General features: G+C 67.3%; 17 protein-coding genes. 8 read left to right on the top strand and 9 right to left on the bottom strand.

Annotation, left to right across the window (positions count from 1 at the left end; translation table 11 throughout):
* Positions 1-91: 91 nt before the first annotated feature.
* The 3 genes from alr to AC3A35_RS11755 form a co-directional block, all read right to left on the bottom strand.
* Positions 92-1,243 (bottom strand): alanine racemase, encoded by a 1,152-nt coding sequence (gene alr / locus AC3A35_RS11765; RefSeq protein WP_487436281.1) that lies wholly within the window; start codon positions 1,241-1,243, stop codon positions 92-94.
* Positions 1,244-1,313: 70 nt separating this feature from the next.
* Complete coding sequence (locus tag AC3A35_RS11760; protein ID WP_487436280.1) at positions 1,314-2,681, bottom strand: alanine/glycine:cation symporter family protein; 1,368 nt, start codon at positions 2,679-2,681, stop codon at positions 1,314-1,316.
* 42 nt (positions 2,682-2,723) lie between these two features.
* Positions 2,724-3,977, bottom strand: a complete 1,254-nt coding sequence (locus AC3A35_RS11755; RefSeq protein WP_487436279.1) for a D-amino acid dehydrogenase — start codon at positions 3,975-3,977, stop codon at positions 2,724-2,726.
* 274 nt (positions 3,978-4,251) lie between these two features.
* Here AC3A35_RS11755 and AC3A35_RS11750 point away from each other — a divergent pair, with 274 nt between their 5' ends.
* On the top strand, positions 4,252-5,787 hold the full coding sequence (locus tag AC3A35_RS11750) for a sigma 54-interacting transcriptional regulator (protein WP_487436278.1): 1,536 nt from the start codon (positions 4,252-4,254) through the stop codon (positions 5,785-5,787).
* Between the two features lie 23 nt (positions 5,788-5,810).
* Here AC3A35_RS11750 and AC3A35_RS11745 read toward each other — a convergent pair whose 3' ends face one another.
* Positions 5,811-6,239 (bottom strand): TOBE domain-containing protein, encoded by a 429-nt coding sequence (locus tag AC3A35_RS11745; protein WP_487436277.1) that lies wholly within the window; start codon positions 6,237-6,239, stop codon positions 5,811-5,813.
* 179 nt (positions 6,240-6,418) lie between these two features.
* Between AC3A35_RS11745 and AC3A35_RS11740 the strand changes: the two genes are divergently transcribed.
* From AC3A35_RS11740 to modC, 4 genes are read left to right on the top strand one after another with little or no spacing between them, the layout of a single operon-like run.
* Entirely contained in the window at positions 6,419-7,246 is an 828-nt protein-coding gene (locus tag AC3A35_RS11740; protein WP_487436276.1) for a TOBE domain-containing protein, read from the top strand.
* 36 nt (positions 7,247-7,282) lie between these two features.
* On the top strand, positions 7,283-8,044 hold the full coding sequence (modA, locus tag AC3A35_RS11735) for a molybdate ABC transporter substrate-binding protein (protein ID WP_487436275.1): 762 nt from the start codon (positions 7,283-7,285) through the stop codon (positions 8,042-8,044).
* A 39-nt stretch (positions 8,045-8,083) separates the two neighbouring features.
* Complete coding sequence (gene modB, locus AC3A35_RS11730) at positions 8,084-8,767, top strand: molybdate ABC transporter permease subunit (protein WP_487436274.1); 684 nt, start codon at positions 8,084-8,086, stop codon at positions 8,765-8,767.
* Positions 8,768-8,802: 35 nt separating this feature from the next.
* Positions 8,803-9,927 (top strand): molybdenum ABC transporter ATP-binding protein, encoded by a 1,125-nt coding sequence (gene modC, locus AC3A35_RS11725; protein ID WP_487436560.1) that lies wholly within the window; start codon positions 8,803-8,805, stop codon positions 9,925-9,927.
* A gap of 43 nt (positions 9,928-9,970) precedes the next feature.
* Here the strand turns inward: modC and AC3A35_RS11720 are convergent, their stop codons facing one another.
* The 4 genes from AC3A35_RS11720 to AC3A35_RS11705 all read right to left on the bottom strand — a co-directional run bounded on the left by AC3A35_RS11720 (position 9,971) and on the right by AC3A35_RS11705 (position 13,102).
* Entirely contained in the window at positions 9,971-10,288 is a 318-nt protein-coding gene (locus AC3A35_RS11720; protein WP_487436273.1) for a DUF190 domain-containing protein, read from the bottom strand.
* Positions 10,289-10,302: 14 nt separating this feature from the next.
* Positions 10,303-10,686: a fluoride efflux transporter CrcB gene (gene crcB, locus AC3A35_RS11715; protein WP_487436272.1), complete on the bottom strand. Its 384-nt coding sequence runs from the start codon at positions 10,684-10,686 to the stop codon at positions 10,303-10,305.
* A 63-nt stretch (positions 10,687-10,749) separates the two neighbouring features.
* Positions 10,750-11,616 (bottom strand): universal stress protein, encoded by an 867-nt coding sequence (locus AC3A35_RS11710; RefSeq protein WP_487436271.1) that lies wholly within the window; start codon positions 11,614-11,616, stop codon positions 10,750-10,752.
* A gap of 10 nt (positions 11,617-11,626) precedes the next feature.
* Entirely contained in the window at positions 11,627-13,102 is a 1,476-nt protein-coding gene (locus AC3A35_RS11705; RefSeq protein WP_487436270.1) for a SulP family inorganic anion transporter, read from the bottom strand.
* Positions 13,103-13,456: 354 nt separating this feature from the next.
* Between AC3A35_RS11705 and queF the strand changes: the two genes are divergently transcribed.
* Complete coding sequence (gene queF, locus AC3A35_RS11700; RefSeq protein ID WP_487436269.1) at positions 13,457-14,302, top strand: NADPH-dependent 7-cyano-7-deazaguanine reductase QueF; 846 nt, start codon at positions 13,457-13,459, stop codon at positions 14,300-14,302.
* Positions 14,303-14,457: 155 nt separating this feature from the next.
* On the opposite strand, the gene AC3A35_RS11695 is transcribed toward queF, so the two are convergent.
* On the bottom strand, positions 14,458-15,306 hold the full coding sequence (locus AC3A35_RS11695; protein WP_487436268.1) for a Rossmann-like and DUF2520 domain-containing protein: 849 nt from the start codon (positions 15,304-15,306) through the stop codon (positions 14,458-14,460).
* A 170-nt stretch (positions 15,307-15,476) separates the two neighbouring features.
* On the opposite strand from AC3A35_RS11695, the gene AC3A35_RS11690 reads away from it, so the two are divergent.
* Both AC3A35_RS11690 and AC3A35_RS11685 read left to right on the top strand, forming a co-directional pair.
* A complete protein-coding gene (locus AC3A35_RS11690) occupies positions 15,477-15,962 on the top strand; it encodes a DUF3305 domain-containing protein (RefSeq protein ID WP_487436267.1) in 486 nt (161 codons plus the stop codon).
* Entirely contained in the window at positions 15,959-16,549 is a 591-nt protein-coding gene (locus tag AC3A35_RS11685) for a DUF3306 domain-containing protein (protein WP_487436266.1), read from the top strand. The genes AC3A35_RS11690 and AC3A35_RS11685 overlap by 4 nt, the downstream gene beginning before the upstream one ends.
* The last annotated feature ends 163 nt before the right edge of the window (positions 16,550-16,712 follow it).

Raw genomic sequence — 16,712 nt, 5'->3', positions numbered from 1 at the left:
TGGGTGAATACTCAGTAGATCCCGATCGATCGGCGCCGAGGGGGTGCAGGCTACTGCGGTCTCCGCGGGCCGGCAGTGACGGTCGGTGGGCTCAGCGGCTGGCTTCCGTCGCCCGCACCTGATCCGATTCCAGGGCCGCCCCGAGGTAGTGCCGGGCGTAGCGGTGGCCGAGGCTGGTGAGGATCTCGTAGCCGATCGTTCCGCCCCGGGCCGCGATCGTGTCGACCGGGTTCAGCGGACCGGCGAGGTCGATCAGCGTGCCTTCGTGCAGGCGGTCTTCCGCGACCTCGCTGACGTCGATGGTGACCGTGTCCATGGAGATATTGCCGACGACCGGCAGGCGCCTGCCCTCGAAATGGACCTCGCCGCGGTTGCCGAGGCTGCGCAGGTAGCCATCCGCATAACCGGTCGCAACAGTGGCGATCCGCGAGCGCCTCGTCGCGGTCCAGCTGTGGTTGTAGCCGACGCCGGTGCCGGGTTCGATGTGCCGGGTCTGGATCACCTTGCCCCGTAGCCGGATGACCGGCTGCAGCGGGTTGTCCATCCCGACTACGGGCGCGACGCCATACAGCGCGGCGCCGGGCCGGGCCAGATCGAAGTGGAAGTCGGGGCCCAGAAAGATGCCCGACGAGTTGGCGAGACTGACCGGTCGCGGCGGGAGGCGGCGCAAGGCAGCCCTGAATCGATCGAGCTGAAGGCGGTTGTGCGGACTGGACGGATCCTCGGCGCTGACCAGGTGGCTCATGATCAAGCGGAGATCGACGCCCTCGAGCTCGCCGCCCGCGCTGGCGACCCGATCGAGCTCCTGCGCCGTCAGCCCCAGCCGGGCCATGCCGGTATCCACCTGCAGGACCGCCGGCAGGGACTTGCCCTGGCGCTGAGCCATGGCCTGCCATGCCGCCAGCCGGGGCAGGCTGTTCAGCACCGGAACCAGACTGTGAGTGACGAACTCGATCTCCGCGCCCGGCGGCGAACCGTGCAGCACATAGATGGTCGCTTCGCCCGGAAGCGCCGGACGCAGGGCGATGGCTTCGTCCACATGGGCGACGAAGAAGTGGCGGCAACCCGCGCGATACAGCGCGGGCGCAACCCGCAGCGCGCCCAGCCCGTAGGCGTCCGCCTTGACCACGGCGGCGCACTGCGCGCCGCCGATGCGGGTTCCGAGTGCGCGCCAGTTGGCGCAGATCGCGTCGAGATCGATCTCGAGAATCGCGCCGGCATTGATATGGGTGTGAAGGCTCATTGCATTCGATGACATCGATGGGTGATCGGGGCGTGCCGCGCGTAGCGTTCACCTACGGGCGGCACGCGTTTCATGCGGGTTTCAGAACCGGCTGCGACTTGCGGGCGAAGTACTCGCGGCTCAGCCTGGCCACGATCGGCGACAGCAGCAGCAGCGCGATCAGGTTGGGGACGGCCATGAAGGCGTTCAGGGTGTCGGCCACCAGCCACACGAAGTCGAGCTGGGTGACGGCGCCCACCATCACGAACAGCGTCCATACCAGCCGATAGGGCTTCTCGACCGAGGTGCCGACCAGATACTCCCAGCACTTCTCGCCGTAGTAGGCCCAGCCGAGGATGGTGGTGTAGGCGAACACCGCGAGCGAGATCGCGAGGAGGTACTCGCCGACGCCCGGCAGCGCGGTGGCGAAGGCGGTCGAGGTCAGCGCGGCGCCCTTGAGGCCGCTGCTCCACGCGCCGGTGACGATCAGCACCAAACCGGTCATGGTGCACACGATGATGGTGTCGATGAAAGTGCCCATCATCCCGACCAGCCCGGATTCGACCGCGTTCTTGCTCCGCCCGGCGGCCTGGGCGATACCGGCGGTGCCCAGGCCGGCTTCATTGGAGAAGATGCCGCGGGCCACGCCGTAGCGCATCGCCATCATGATCGCGGCGCCGGCAAAGCCGCCGGTGGCCGCGGCCGGGCTGAAAGCATGGGTGAAGATCAGCGCGAAGGCGTCGGGGATACGGTCGGCGTAGAGCCCGAGCACGAGCAGCGAGGCGGCCACGTAGCCGACGCACATGAAGGGCACCAGCTTCTCCGCGACCGCGCCGATGCGCTTGATCCCGCCCAGCAGCACGAAACCGGTGAGCGCCGTCATCACCACGCCCGACAGCCACGGTGCCACGCCGAAGGTGGACTGCATCACGTCGGCGATGCTGTTCGACTGGACCATGTTGCCGATGCCGAAACCGGCCAGTCCGCCGAACAGGGCGAAGGCGGCGCCGAGCCAGCGCCACTTGCGCCCGAGCCCGTTCTTGATCGCGTACATCGGGCCGCCGACGTGTTCGCCGTTGGCGTCGGTCTCGCGGTAATGCACCGCCAGCACCACCTCGGCGTACTTGGTGGCCATGCCGACGAGGGCGGTCATCCACATCCAGAACAGGGCGCCGGGTCCGCCGAGCGCGATCGCCGTGGCAACGCCGGCGATGTTGCCGGTACCGACGGTGGCCGCCAACGCGGTCATTAGCGCGGCATAGGGGCTGATCTCGCCCGGCGCATCGGCGGCCGGCTTGCGCCCGCTCCAGACCATCGCGAACCCGGCCCCGATCTTCATGATCGGCAACAGTTTCAGGCGTAGCTGCAGGAACAGGCCGGTGCCGAGGATCAGGACCAGCATGGGCGGGCCCCATACGATGTCGTTGATCGCGGTGACGAACTGGGTCAGTGTTTCCATGGGGCTCTCCGTGTGATGACGTGCTGAGGGTGGGGCGAGGGATCAGGCGTAGCGGGCGACGGCGAGGTCGTCGACCGGGATGTCGGGGGTGCACCCGCTGATGAGGTCGGCCACGACCCGCCCGGTGCCGGCGGCCATGGTCCAGCCCAGCGTGCCGTGGCCGGTGCTGAGCAGCAGATTGCGGTAGCGGGTGGCGCCGATGATCGGGGTGCCGTCGGGCGTCATCGGGCGCAGGCCGGTCCAGAACTCGGCCCGGGCAACGTCGCCGCCATGGGGAAAGAGGTCGCGGACGACGAATTCGAGGGTGCGGCGGCGGGCGTCGTCGAGATCGAGGTCGTAGCTCGAGAGCTGGGCGGTGCCGCCGACCCGGATGCGATCGCCGAGGCGGGTGACCGCGACCTTGTGGGTTTCGTCCATGATCGTGGATTCGGGCGCCATCGCCGCGTCGCTGATCGGCACCGTGATCGAATAGCCCTTGACCGGATACACCGGCAGCGCGATGCCGAGCGGCTTGAGCAGCTGCGGCGAATAGCTGCCCAGGGCGAGGATGTACTTGTCGGCGCTCAGAGTGCCGGCATCGGTGCGCACCCCCGAGATCCGGTCGCCGCTGCCGTCGATGCCCCGGATCGTGGTCCCGAAGCGGAACTTGACCCCCAGCGCCGCGGCCATCTGCGCCAGATTCTGCGTGAACTTGTAGCAATCACCGGTCTCGTCGCCGGGCAGGCGCAGCGCGCCGACGAACTTCTCCTTCACCGCGGCGAGCGCGGGCTCGTATTCCAGGTAGCCCGACTGGTCCAGCACCTGGAACGGGACGCCGTACTCCTTCAGGATGCCGATATCCTTGCCGACATCGTCGAGCTGCTTGTGGGTGCGGAACAGCTGCAGTGTGCCCTGGCTGCGCTCGTCGTAGCGGATGCCGGTTTCCGCGCGCAGCTCGCGCAGGCAGTCGCGGCTGTATTCGGCGAGCCGTACCATGCGGCTCTTGTTGAGCCGGTAACGGGCCTCGGTGCAGTTGCGCAGCATCGACAGTCCCCAGCGCCACATCGCGGGGTCGAGCATGGGCTTGATGACCAGCGGGCTGTGGTGCATCAGCATCCACTTGATCGCCTTCAGCGGCACGCCCGGGCCGGCCCACGGCGCGGAGTAGCCGGGCGAGACCTCGCCGGCATTGGCGTAACTGGTCTCGAGCGCCGCGCCCGGCTGCCGGTCCACCACCGTGACCTCATGACCAGCGCGGGCGAGATAGTAGGCCGTGGTGGTGCCGATGACACCGCTACCGAGGACGAGGACTTGCATGGGTACTTCTCCGTTGTGTTGGGCAGGGGCCGTCCCGCGATGGGCAAGGTCCGGTTCGATCTCTCATAGCAACCCCTGTGCCATTCGTAAAAACTTAATTAAAACAATTGCTTGGATTGTGGTCGCGGGTGTGGAGCGGATGTGCGTGTATGGATTTCGATACGACGCTGCCCCGCCTGGCCCTAGATCTCGACGGAAGTCGATATCGAACAAAGGCTTAGCGGGTCCGTATCGTTTACGTTACGCTGTATCGAATCGAGTACATGAGAACGTGATGCGCATATCCGTGGTGTTTTCCGACCGCGTCGGGATTGCCCAGGAAATCCTCGGCGTGCTGGCGCGACGTTCGCTCAACGTCACCGCGGTCGAGGTGGACCCGCCCTATGTCTATATCGAGGCGCCGGAACTCGACCAGTCCGGCCTGATTGCGTTGCGCCAGGATCTGCGCCAGGTGCCCGGGGTGCGCACGGTGGACGCAGTGGCGATGCTGCCGGGGGCGCAGCGCCGGCTCTACCTCGACGCGCTGATGGCGTCTCAGGCCGACCCGGTGTTCGCGATCGATGCGCTGGGCGGGATCGTGGTCGCCAACGGCGCCGCGGTGGTGGCGAGCGGGATGGCGGAGGAGGAACTGCTGGGCGCCTCGATGCGGGTACTGCTGGGCGACCCGGCACTGCTCGACGCGCTGATCGACGGCGGCTACCACCTGTCGGCGCGCGAAGTCGAGATCAGCGGCGAGCCCTACATGCTCGAGACCCTGCCGCTGCACGAGACCGGTGGCCGGGCCGCGGGCGCGGTGCTGACGCTGCACGCGCCGAGCCGCCTCGGCGAGCGTCTCAGCGCGCTGCAGAACTTCGATGCCGGCGGCTTCGAGGCGGTGCTCGGCGGTTCGCCGGAGATCGTCCAGCTCAAGCAGCGCGCGGCGCGGATGGCCCAGGTCGATGCCCCGCTACTGATCACCGGCGAGACCGGCACCGGCAAGGAGTTGCTCGCCCACGCCTGCCATGCCGGCAGCAGCCGCAGCGCCGAACCCTTCTTCGCGTTGAACTGCGCCGCGCTGCCCGAGAACCTGGCCGAGAGCGAACTGTTCGGCTACTCGCCAGGGGCGTTCACCGGCGCGCTGCGCGGGGGCAAGCCGGGGCTGCTCGAAATGGCCGACGGCGGCACCGTGTTCCTCGACGAAATCGGCGAGATGTCACCCTACCTGCAGGCCAAGCTGCTGCGCTTTCTCAACGACGGCAGCTTCCGCCGTGTCGGTGGCGACCGCGAGACCCGCGTGGACGTGCGCATCATCAGCGCCACCCACCGTGCGCTCGAAGCCATGGTCGAGGCCGGCCAGTTCCGCCAGGACCTGCTGTTCCGCCTCAACGTGCTCAATTTGCACATGCCGTCGCTGCGCGAGCGTACCGACGACATCCTGCCGCTGGCGCACTACTTCCTCGAGCGCGCCTGCGCCCAGGCCGGCCACCCGCAGATGCGGCTGTCGCCGGCCGCGTCCGCTGCGCTGCTGGTCAATCCCTGGGTCGGCAACGTGCGCCAGCTGCAGAACGTGATCTTTCGCGCGATGACCTTGACCGAGCGCCGGGTGATCGATGCCGACGATCTCGAACTGGCGAGCGCTGCGCGGCCCGGCGGAGAAGCATTTGCCGGCGAGATCACCAGCCTCGACGAAGCCGTGGCCGAGTTCGAGAAGGGCATTCTGCAGCGCCTGTATCGCGACCATCCGTCCAGCCGCAAGCTCGCCCGCCGTCTGGGTGCCTCGCATTCGGCGATCGCAGCCCGCATGCGTCGCTACGGCATCGGCCAGGGCTGAAGGTCGCGCTCCCGGGAACCGCTTCAGGCCGGCACGCCGAGGATCACGTTCGACGCCTTGATCACCGCGGTGGCGGCGACCCCGGGCTTGAGGCCCAGTTCGGCAACCGCCTCCTTGGTGACCACCGAAGAGACCTCGGTGCCGCCGGGCAGGGTGATCGTGACCTCGGCGTTGACTGCGCCGGGCTCGACCGACTTCACCGTGCCGCGCAGGCAGTTGCGCGCCGACAGGCGAATGTCGACGCCATCAGCCATCAACATCACCCACGGCGCTTTCACCAGTGCGACCACCTCCTTGCCTACGGTGAGCTCGAGCGTCCTGACGCTTTCCATGGTGACGATCGCGACCAGCTTGTCGCTGCCGCCAAGGGAAACTTCCACCTCGGCGTTTACCGCGCCGTGGTGCACGGCGCTGATGCTGCCTTTAAAAACATTGCGGGCGCTGACTTTCATGATCTTCTCCGGCAAAAGCTGTGCAGGGGATGAGTAACGTTGTAGTGTTTGATACATATAATTGTCGTAATGATCACAGGCATTCCGTCAATGCACTATACGCACGGGGCCTGTAGCCCTGCAACCATAGGAAACGCCGTTCTGGCATGGAACTGGCTTTATATAAACGAGACAACATAATGCAACCGCACACGATGACCGCCACCCGCTTCCTTGCCCGCATGTCGCTCGAAAACGAGGTCGGTGCGGCGCTGTCCGACACCCGCATCCGCCTGCTCGAGGAGATCGGTCGCAAGGGCTCGATCAACCAGGCAGCCAAGGCCGTGCCGCTGTCGTACAAGGCGGCCTGGGATGCGATCGACACCATGAACAACCTCGCCCCCGAGCCGCTGGTGGTGCGTGTCACCGGCGGGCGCCAGGGCGGCGGGACCCGGCTCACCGAGTACGGCACCAAGATGGTGGCGATGTACCGCGCGCTCGAAATCGAATATCAAGCGGCGCTCGACCGTCTTTCCGAGCGCCTGAACGAGGCCGGCGGTTGCGACATCCGCGGCTTCCAGCAACTGATGCACCGGATGAGCATGAAGACCAGCGCCCGCAACCAGTTCTCCGGCACGATCACCGGCCTGCGCGACGGCGGGGTCGATTACGAGGTGCGCGTGCGCCTCGACGCCAGGACCGAGATCGTCGCGATCATCACCAAGGCCAGCGCGGAGAACCTGGCGCTGACCATCGGCAAGGAAGTGTTCGCGCTGGTGAAGTCGTCGTCGGTGATGCTGGCGGTCGACAAGTCGATGCGGCTCACCGCGCGCAACCAGTTGTGGGGCGAGGTCGCCGCGGTGCACGAGGGTCCGGTAAACAGCGAGGTGACCCTGGCGCTGCCGTCCGGGCGCAGCGTGACCTGTGTGGTCACCGGCGACAGCTGCACGGCGCTCGGTATCGCGCCCGGCGTGAGCGCCTGCGCCTTCTTCAAGTCTTCGAGCGTGATTCTCGCGGTGTACGACTGAGATCCCATCTTCCTTCAAGACCACAGGAGCATTCAGATGCAAGATCGATTCACCATCTCCCGCACGCTGGTCGCGCTTGGCCTGCTCGTGTCCGCCTTAGCAGTCAATGCCGCCGAGGTCCAGGTCGCCGTGGCGGCCAACTTCACCGCGCCGATGCAGGCGATTGCGACCGAGTTCGCGAAGGACACCGGTCACAAGGCAATGGTTGCCTTTGGCGCCACCGGCAAGTTCTACGCCCAGATCAAGAACGGCGCGCCGTTCGAAGTCTTGCTCGCGGCCGACGACACCACGCCGGCCAGGCTGGAAAGCGAAGGCGACACGGCCAAGGGATCGCGCTTCACCTACGCCATCGGCAAGCTGGTGCTGTGGTCGGCGAAGGAGGGCTATGTGGACGCCGGGGGCGAGGTGCTGAGATCGACAGCGTACAAACACCTGTCGCTCGCCAACCCGAAGACCGCACCCTATGGTGCCGCGGCGATGGCAACGCTCGCCAAGCTGGGCTTGAGCGAAGCGGTGGCCGGCCGCATGGTGCAGGGCGAGAACATCACCCAGGCCTACCAGTTCGCGGCGACCGGCAACGCCGAACTCGGTTTCGTCGCTTTGTCCCAGGTGTTCAAGGACGGCAAGGTGAGCGCCGGATCGGCGTGGATCGTGCCTGCCGATCTGTACGACCCGATCCGGCAGGACGCAGTGATTCTCGCCAGAGGCATCGACAACCCGGCAGCGCAGGCGCTCGTCGACTACCTGAAGGGGCCGAAGGCGACCGCCGTGATCAAGTCCTACGGCTACGATCTGTGAGGGCCGGGCGCTAACCGGGTACAGGAGCAGGAGACAGGCATGGTGCCACTCGATAGCGTCGATCTCGCGGCGATCTGGCTGACGCTCAAGCTGGCGACGGTCACCACCGTGCTGCTGCTCTTGATCGGTACGCCGATCGCGTGGTGGCTGGCGCGCACGCCCTCGCGGCTCAAGGGGCCGATCGGTGCCGTGGTGGCGCTGCCGCTGGTGTTGCCGCCGACCGTGCTCGGCTTCTACCTGCTGGTGGCGATGGGGCCGAACGGTTTCGTCGGCCAGCTGACCCAGAGCCTCGGCCTGGGCACGCTGCCCTTCACTTTTGCCGGTCTGGTGGTGGCCTCGGTGTTCTATTCCATGCCCTTCGTCGTGCAGCCGCTGCAGAACGCGTTCGAGGCGATCGGCGAGCGTCCGCTGGAGGCGGCGGCCACCTTGCGCGCCGGACCGTGGGATACCTTCTTCAGCGTGGTGCTGCCGCTGTCGAGACCCGGCTTCGTCACCGCGGGCATCCTCGGCTTCGCCCATACCGTGGGCGAGTTCGGGGTGGTGCTGATGATAGGCGGCAATATCCCGGAGAAAACCCGGGTGCTGTCGGTGCAGATCTACGACCATGTCGAGGCGATGGAGTATGGTCAGGCGCACTGGCTGGCCGGCGGCATGCTGGTGTTTTCCTTCCTCGTGCTGCTGGCGCTGTATACCAGCCGGCTCAAGCAGAGCTGGCGAGGGTGAGGGCGATGATCGGCGAAGCGGAGATCCTGATTGCAATGAGCGAGTGTGCCCGTGAGGAAAGGTCGGTGGTGACCGGAAGCAGCAGCGGTATTCATGCGCGTTTTCGGGTGAACTACCCGGGGTTCGCGCTGGATGTCGATTTGCAGCTGCCGGGACGAGGGGTGACCGCGCTGTTCGGCCATTCCGGCTCGGGCAAGACGACCTGTTTGCGCTGCGTGGCCGGACTGGAGCGGGCGGACATGGGCCTGCTCGAGGTCAATGGCGAGTTGTGGCAGGACAGCGCCCGCGGCGTCTTCGTGCCGACCCATCGACGTTCGCTCGGCTACGTGTTCCAGGAGGCCAGCCTGTTTCCCCACCTGTCGGTGCGGCGCAATCTCGAGTTCGGCATGAAACGGGTGGCTGCGCCGACACGACGGGTGGCGTGGGATCAGGCGGTCGATCTGCTCGGCATCGAGCCCTTGCTCGATCGCATGCCCGAGCGCCTGTCCGGCGGCGAGCGCCAGCGCGTCGGCATCGCCCGTGCGCTCCTCACCAGCCCGCGCCTGCTGCTGATGGACGAGCCGCTGGCCGCGCTCGATCTCAAGCGCAAGAACGAGATCCTGCCCTACCTCGAACGCCTGCACGACGAGCTCGACATCCCGGTGCTCTACGTCAGCCATTCGCCCGACGAAGTGGCGCGCCTGGCCGATCACGTGGTGCTGCTCGACCAGGGCAGGGTGGTCGCACAGGGCGGCCTGGTGGAAACCCTGGCCCGGCTCGACCTCCCCACCGCGTTCACCGAGGATGCCGGGGTGGTCATCGAATCGGTGGTGGGCGAGCACGACGATCTCTACCACCTGACCCGGCTGGATTTTCCCGGCGGCAACGTGCTGGTGGCGCGGCGCCCGGAGGCCGTCGGCCACCCACTTCGTTTTCGCGTGCATGCGCGCGACGTCAGCCTGGCGACGGCGCGTGCCGAGGGCAGCAGCATCACCAACCTGCTGCCGGCCACCGTGGTCGAAGTGGCGCCCGCCGATACGCCGGCGCACGTGCTGGTGCGGCTCGATGCCGACGGCACGCCGCTGATCGCGCGCATCGCCCGGCGTTCGTGCGACCAGCTGGGCGTGGTCGTAGGGCGGCCGATGTGGGCGCAGATCAAGACCGTGGCCCTGCTCGGTTGAACCGGCAGGAGGCTGCCATTCAGGACACGGCTCCGGCAGCGCCTCAGCGCGCCCCGGTCATGCCGAACTCGACCGGCGTCTTTGCATAAAATATGTCGATGCCTTCCTCGACGAGGCGGGCGAACACGCGCTCGGCATCGTCGGCGCTGACCACCATGGTGACCTCGAGCGGCTGATCGGCGAGTTCGAAAAAGTGTGCGGCGTGGATCTTGCGGTGCTGGCCGAAGCCTTCGCTGGCGGCGATCAGCGTGGCGCCACCGATGCCGAGGCGGCGCACCTCCTCGACCAGCCAGGCGCCCAGTGGCTTGCCGCGGTGGCTGCGGTCCTGCTGGGTGAAGAAGGTGAGCTGGTAGCCTTGCATGATGTGCCCTCCGTTCAGCTGCCCCTGAGCAGGCTGACCGTCGCCAGCCCGAGCAGGGTCATCGCCAGCGAGCCGACGACGTGTACCGAGATCGCCGCGCCGGCCCACAGCAGGCGACCCTGCTGTACCAGTGTGGCCACTTCCGCGGAGAAGGTCGAGAACGTCGTCAGCCCGCCGAGGAAGCCGGTGATTACCAGCAGCCGCCACTCGGGCGCGAGCCCGGCATGGTCGGCGAAGAACGCGATCGCCACGCCGACCAGGTAGCCGCCGATCAGGTTGGCCGCCAGCGTGCCCGGCGGGATGCTCGGAAACAGCGCGTTCAGCGAGCTGCCGAGCAGCCAGCGCAGGATGGCGCCGAGCGAGGCGCCTGCGCTGATGGCAAGAAGGGATTTGATCATGGGGCTCACCGTGGACTGGGCCTATTCTATTTCCATTCGCGCAGGGCCGGGCAGCGACGGGCGTCAGCGCAGCAACAGCGTGGGTATCGTCGCGGAACGCAGCAGCTCGTTGGTCTTGCTGCCGAAGATCAGGCTGCGCAGCGCCGAGTGGGCGTAGGCGCCCATGATCAGCACGTCGATCTCCTGCTCCTTTACCGTGCGTGCGATGATCTGCTCGGTATCGCCGGGTACCAGCGAAGTCGTAGCCGCGAAGCCGGCGGTCTCCAGGGTCTGGCGGGCCCAGTCGAGTTGCTTCGGGGCTTCGAGGCTTTCCTTGCCCGACATCAGCAGATGGATCGGCAGGCCGCGGAACAGCGGGCTGGCGGCCACCATCTCGACTCCGCGGCGGGTGACGATGCCGCCGTCGAAGGCGATCAGCACCCGCCGCGGTTCCGCGAAGCCCTCGGTCACGGTCAGGATCGGTTTGTGCAGGGCGCGCACCATTCGCTCGACGTTGCGCCCCAGGTCGCGCCGGGTGGTCTCGGCCGAGGCACCGCGACGGCCGAACACGAACAGCCGTACGCCATCCTCCTGTTCGGCCAGGGTTTCGTCGAGGGCGTCGTGGCGTTGGCGCACGTCCGGCGCCGGCACGCCGGCATCGATCGCGCGCTGGCGCAGCCGGTTGAGGAACAGCCGGCCCTGCTCGCGCATTTCGCGGGTGCGGGCCGCGTCCTTGTCACTGAGGTCGGTGAGCAGCGCTTCCTGCGCGTTGAAGCCGATCGCGCCGCTGTGGTCTTCGCCCGAACCCTGCTCGAGATGGCGGTCGATCACGTGCAGGAACTCCAGCGGCGCTTCCATGCGGCGCGCAGCCCAGGCCGCGTAGTCGGCCACGGTGTCGGCATAGTGCGACTGGTCCACGCAGGCCAGCACCTTGTTGTCGTTCTTGATCATGGCGGTCTCCTCAGTGGCCCATCAGCTTTTCGACGGCTTCAGGTTTGTCATGAACCGCAAACCGGTCGATCATCGTCGCGCTCGCCTCGTTGAGGCCGATGACCTCGACCTCGGTGCCTCCGCGGCGAAACTTCACCACCACCTTGTCGAGTGCGCTGACCGCGGTGATGTCCCAGAAGTGGGCGCGCGACACGTCGATCACCACTTTCTCGATGACTTCCTTGAAATCGAACGATGCAATGAAGCGGTCCGCCGAGGCGAAGAAGACCTGGCCGGTGATGCGGTAGCGCCGTGTGCGGCCCTCGTGCTCCGCCCTGGACGCGGCGTGGAACACCTGGCCGACCTTGTGGGCGAAGAAGAAGCCCGACAGCAGCACGCCGACCAGCACGCCCTGGGCGAGGTCGTGGGTGAATACGGTGACCGCGACCGTGGCCACCATGACGATGCTGGAGCTGGGCGGATGCTCGCGCAGGTTGCGCAGCGAGCCCCAGTTGAAGGTGCCGATCGAGACCATGATCATCACCGCGACCAGCGCCGCCATCGGAATCCGGGCCACCCAGTCGCCGAGGAAGACCACCAGGATCAGCAGCACCACGCCCGCGGTCAGGGTAGACAGGCGGCCGCGGCCGCCGGACTTCACGTTGATCACCGACTGGCCGATCATCGCGCAGCCGGCCATGCCACCGATGAAGCCGGTGGCGATATTGGCCACGCCCTGGCCGATGCACTCGCGGTTCTTGTTGCTGGCGGTGTCGGTCAGGTCGTCGACGATGGTCGCGGTCATCAGCGATTCGAGCAGGCCGACCACCATCAGCGTCAGCGAGTAGGGGAAGATGATCGCCAGCGTCTCGAGATTGAACGGAATGTCGGGGATCAGGAACACCGGCAGGCTGTCGGGCAGCTCGCCCATGTCGCCGACAGTGCGGATGTCGAGGCCGAGCGCGAGCGATACCGCGGTCAGGACCACGATGGTGACCAGCGGCGAGGGCACTGCCCTGGTGACATAGGGCAGCAGGTAGATGATGCCCAGCCCGGCGGCGGTCATCGCGTACACATGCCAGCTCACGTTGGTGAGTTCGGGCAGTTGCGCCATGAAGATCAGGATCGCGAGTGCATTGACGAAGCCGGTGACCACCGAACGCGACACGAAGCGCATCAGCACCCCCAGCCGCACTGCACCGGCAAGCACCTGCAGCATCCCGGTCAGCACGGTCGCGGCGAGCAGGTACTGCAGGCCGTGGTCCTTGACCAGGGTCACCATCACCAGCGCCATCGCCCCGGTGGCGGCCGAGATCATGCCCGGCCGCCCGCCGGCGAAGGCGATCACGGTGGCGATCGAGAACGAGGCATAGAGCCCGACCTTGGGGTCGACGCCGGCGATGATGGAGAAGGCGATCGCCTCGGGAATCAGCGCGAGTGCGACCACCAGGCCGGCGAGCAGATCGTTGCGGACGTTGGAGAACCAGTCCTGGTGCAGGGACTTCATTGTGGTTATGGTCCTTCTTGTGCCGCAGGCGGGGGCGTGCGGCCGTTGGGGAATGGCAGACGACGGTCCGCGCCGGCCGGACCGGTGGCGGTCGGGGTGCGGCTTCGGATCGATTGGATCGCAGGGGATGCCCGGAGGGGGCGTGAACAATCGCGTGCAGCCTCGCGCGAGTCGGCGGCAGGCCCCACGGCTTCTAGGCCCAGGGGCGGTGGATGAAACGGACTCGCAGAAAGAGGACCAGGCTTACACGGGTGGAGGCTCCGACACGGATCGAAAACGGGGTGGCGCGAGTCTACTATCCGTGTTGCGATGCAGCAAGTTACGCCGCCCTCCGCCTTCCCCTACAATTTCACGATGAACGACAAAGTCCGCCCCTCTCACGGCGCCGAGGCCTCGCCGCTCGGCAAGCCGGTCGCCTATCGCGACACCTATGCGCCCGAACTGCTGTTCCCGATCGCGCGCCAGCTCAAGCGTGATGAGATCGGTGTGCGCGGCGACGCGCTGCCCTTCGTCGGCGAGGATCTGTGGAATGCCTACGAAGTATCGTGGCTCAATCCGCGCGGCAAGCCGGTGGTGGCACTGGCGCGTTTCCGGGTGCCGGCCGATACGCCGCGGCTGATCGAGTCGAAGTCGCTGAAACTGTATCTGAACGCCTTCAACCAGAGCCGTTTTACGGATCCCGGGACGGTGCGGGCAACGATCGCGGGTGATCTCTCGGCGGCGGCCGGCGGCGCGGTCGGGGTCGAACTGATGCCGCTCGGCGAGCGGCCGCAGCGCCGCATCGACTATCCGCAGGGGAGCTGTGTCGACGACCTCGACATCGCCATCGACATTTACCAGCCCGCCCCCGAGTTGCTGTCGGCCCCGGGGAGCCCGGTCCGCGAAACCCTGTATTCGCACCTGCTCAAGTCCAACTGCCTGGTCACCGGCCAGCCCGACTGGGGCATGGTGGTGGTGCGCTACAGCGGTCCGGCGATCGACCGCGAAGGCCTGCTGCGCTACATCGTGTCCTTTCGCGAACATAACGAATTCCACGAACAATGCGTGGAGCGGGTGTTCTGCGACATTCTGGCGCGCTGCCGGCCGGAGTCGCTTGCGGTCTGGGCGCGTTACACCCGGCGTGGCGGGCTCGACATCAACCCGTTCCGCGCCACCCCCGGTGCCGGCAGCGCGGACGAGTTCGACGAGGTTCGGCAGTAGGCCGAAGGAGGCGCTGGGGCCGGAAACCGTGAGCGGATCCCGGACATCCGGTCTGGTCGCGCCGACCGGGTCGGCGTCGGGCCACGCAGTCGGCCGCGGGTGCCGGGGCCCTTGTTTGTGCGCGCATCACCGGCTTGCGTCGGGTTGACTCAGACTTACCCAATATCGTCGCGCGTCAGCCCGTTCTCCGCCGGCGCCAGTCCGAGTGCCACCCGCGACAGCACGCGGTAGGCCTCGGCCAGATCGGGGTCGAGTGCCGCGGTGGCCGCAATCTCGCTGCGTATCGTGTGGCGGTCGCCGCGCGCCACCGGTCCGGTCAGTGCTGCACGGGTGCCCACCCGGTCGATGTTCGCCAGGGTACCGGCGACCAGCGGCTGCAATGCGGCCCACGCCGTGGCGCGCTCGACGCCGGCGCCCTCCATGCACTGCAACGCGGCCTCCATGAGCCCAACCAGGTGATTGCAGGCGAGTACCGCGGCGGCGTGATACAGCAGCTTGTGCTGTGCCGATACGGTAAAGCGATGCGCTCCGATCGCATCGAACAGGGGCGCAAGACGCTGCAGTGCCTCCGCATCGCCCTCGCAGGCGCAGAAGGTGCCGGCGAAATCGCCGATCGCCACGCCGGGGTCGGCGAACGACTTCAGCGGATGCACGCTGGCGATGACGGCGCCGACTGCACGCAAGGGCGCGAGCACCGTCGAGCCGAGCGCGCCGCTGCAATGGAACACGCCATCGCCGGGCCGGACCACGCGGGCAGCCGCGAGTGTTGTGGCGACGTCGGCAATGATGTCGTCCGGGGTGGCGATCAGCCACAGCTCCGCCGGCGGCAACGCGCCTGCCGGGCATGGCGTGCCGGCGCCAATGAAATCGCGGGCAGCTTGCGTGCGCGCGCAGTCGCGGCCGCTGATTGCGCCGATGCGGACGCAGCCGGCGTCGTGCCACAGACGCGCGAGGCTGCGGCCAACACGACCCGGCCCGACAAGGTTCAATGCAGGAATCGACATGGGTGAATTGTAAACGGAGTGGGCAAGGACGGCCGCGAACGTCTGCCCCGCGCGCGGACTCCCCGGTAAAGCGCTCCGTGCCACCGCCCGGCAAGCCAGCAAGGATGCACGGCCCCCATCCCTGACGTATGCTGTCGATAGTGTCAACGCAAACCTGAGGACAGCCTGCCATGCATCAGTTCCCTGTCGCCGTGATCATGGAGCGCCGCAGCCTGCACAACCGTTGGGTCGACGAAGCCTGGGAGGCGGTCGGCGTGGTGCCGGCATTCGAAGGCGGCAGTGCCACCGGCGAGGTCACCGACGCGCCGCGCAGGATCCTCACCGAGACCGACCGCGACCAATGGCTGTTCGCCGGTTTCCGGCTCGAGCTGTTCCGCGACGAAGTCGACAACTACTTCCTCAACATGAGTTCGCCGATCCCCAAGGTGTTCGTGATGTGGCGCAAGGAGGGTGACATCGCCATTCCGGCGACGGTCTCGGTCAGCTACGGAGAGGCGGCGCGCTGGCTCGATTCCGGCGAGCAGGTGGATGGCATTCCGATGTCGCGCGAACTGGCCGACTGGGTCGGCGACTTCGTCAATACCCACTACAAACCGGCGCCGCGCAGGAAGGTCCGACGCAACGACCCGCTGGCGCAGGAGCGGGGGCGGGCATGAGCAGTCCGGGCCGTTTCCTGTCGCGCTGGTCGCGGCTGAAGCAGGCGCAGCCCGATGCAGCGGCCGGGATTGCGCCGGCGGCGGCCAGTCCTGCTCCGCAGCCTCCGGTCGACGACCGGACGCCCGATACTCCCGACGCTGCGGCGCCCGCCGCTGCGCTGCCCGACACCGCCACCCTGACGCTCGACTCCGATTTCACCGCCTTCCTCAAGGACGAGGTCGGTGACGCGCTCCGTTGCCAGGCCCTGAAGAAACTGTTCACCGATCCGCACTTCAACGTCATGGACGGCCTCGACATCTACATCGGTGACTACTCCGTCTCGGAGCCGATTCCGCCCGAGATGCTGGCCAAACTCCGTTCCGCCAGCGAATGGCTGGCCGGACGCGAACAAGAGGCCGCGGCCGAGCTGCCTGCGGCGGGCGTCGAGCATCGCACTGCGGAAGGCACGCAGCCCGGCGCGGCGGAGGAGCAGACCGTGACCGCGCAAGGCGCATTGCGCCCGCCCGACCCCGTATCCTGCTCCGACGACGACGCGCTGGCCGGGCAGCACTGCCCGGTCCACGACGGGCGCAGATCGGCCGGCTGAATACGGCATGCGGCCAGGGCGGTGCCCCGCCGGCGTCGGCAATGGGTTCGTCCATGCGGGAACCCGGAAGCAAAGAACGTCCGTCCCATCCGGCATGAATCGACGCTGCAGCTGTTGCATTGCGGCATCGCCCACTTTGGGGACAAATTGGCCGTATCGCGAC

Source organism: Azoarcus sp. Soil_N_20 (assembly GCF_057656155.1).
The sequence above is the reverse complement of the archived record's forward strand: the minus strand, read 5'-3'. Positions and strand labels throughout refer to the sequence as shown.

Bases quoted from the DNA above. Each gene is read 5' to 3' on its own strand.
- alr (WP_487436281.1), bottom strand. From the start codon at position 1,243: ATGAGCCTTCACACCCATATCAATGCCGGCGCGATTCTCGAGATCGAT.
- AC3A35_RS11760 (WP_487436280.1), bottom strand. From the start codon at position 2,681: ATGGAAACACTGACCCAGTTCGTCACCGCGATCAACGACATCGTATGG.
- AC3A35_RS11755 (WP_487436279.1), bottom strand. From the start codon at position 3,977: ATGCAAGTCCTCGTCCTCGGTAGCGGTGTCATCGGCACCACCACGGCC.
- AC3A35_RS11750 (WP_487436278.1), top strand. From the start codon at position 4,252: ATGCGCATATCCGTGGTGTTTTCCGACCGCGTCGGGATTGCCCAGGAA.
- AC3A35_RS11745 (WP_487436277.1), bottom strand. From the start codon at position 6,239: ATGAAAGTCAGCGCCCGCAATGTTTTTAAAGGCAGCATCAGCGCCGTG.
- AC3A35_RS11740 (WP_487436276.1), top strand. From the start codon at position 6,419: ATGCAACCGCACACGATGACCGCCACCCGCTTCCTTGCCCGCATGTCG.
- modA (WP_487436275.1), top strand. From the start codon at position 7,283: ATGCAAGATCGATTCACCATCTCCCGCACGCTGGTCGCGCTTGGCCTG.
- modB (WP_487436274.1), top strand. From the start codon at position 8,084: ATGGTGCCACTCGATAGCGTCGATCTCGCGGCGATCTGGCTGACGCTC.
- modC (WP_487436560.1), top strand. From the start codon at position 8,803: ATGAGCGAGTGTGCCCGTGAGGAAAGGTCGGTGGTGACCGGAAGCAGC.
- AC3A35_RS11720 (WP_487436273.1), bottom strand. From the start codon at position 10,288: ATGCAAGGCTACCAGCTCACCTTCTTCACCCAGCAGGACCGCAGCCAC.
- crcB (WP_487436272.1), bottom strand. From the start codon at position 10,686: ATGATCAAATCCCTTCTTGCCATCAGCGCAGGCGCCTCGCTCGGCGCC.
- AC3A35_RS11710 (WP_487436271.1), bottom strand. From the start codon at position 11,616: ATGATCAAGAACGACAACAAGGTGCTGGCCTGCGTGGACCAGTCGCAC.
- AC3A35_RS11705 (WP_487436270.1), bottom strand. From the start codon at position 13,102: ATGAAGTCCCTGCACCAGGACTGGTTCTCCAACGTCCGCAACGATCTG.
- queF (WP_487436269.1), top strand. From the start codon at position 13,457: ATGAACGACAAAGTCCGCCCCTCTCACGGCGCCGAGGCCTCGCCGCTC.
- AC3A35_RS11695 (WP_487436268.1), bottom strand. From the start codon at position 15,306: ATGTCGATTCCTGCATTGAACCTTGTCGGGCCGGGTCGTGTTGGCCGC.
- AC3A35_RS11690 (WP_487436267.1), top strand. From the start codon at position 15,477: ATGCATCAGTTCCCTGTCGCCGTGATCATGGAGCGCCGCAGCCTGCAC.
- AC3A35_RS11685 (WP_487436266.1), top strand. From the start codon at position 15,959: ATGAGCAGTCCGGGCCGTTTCCTGTCGCGCTGGTCGCGGCTGAAGCAG.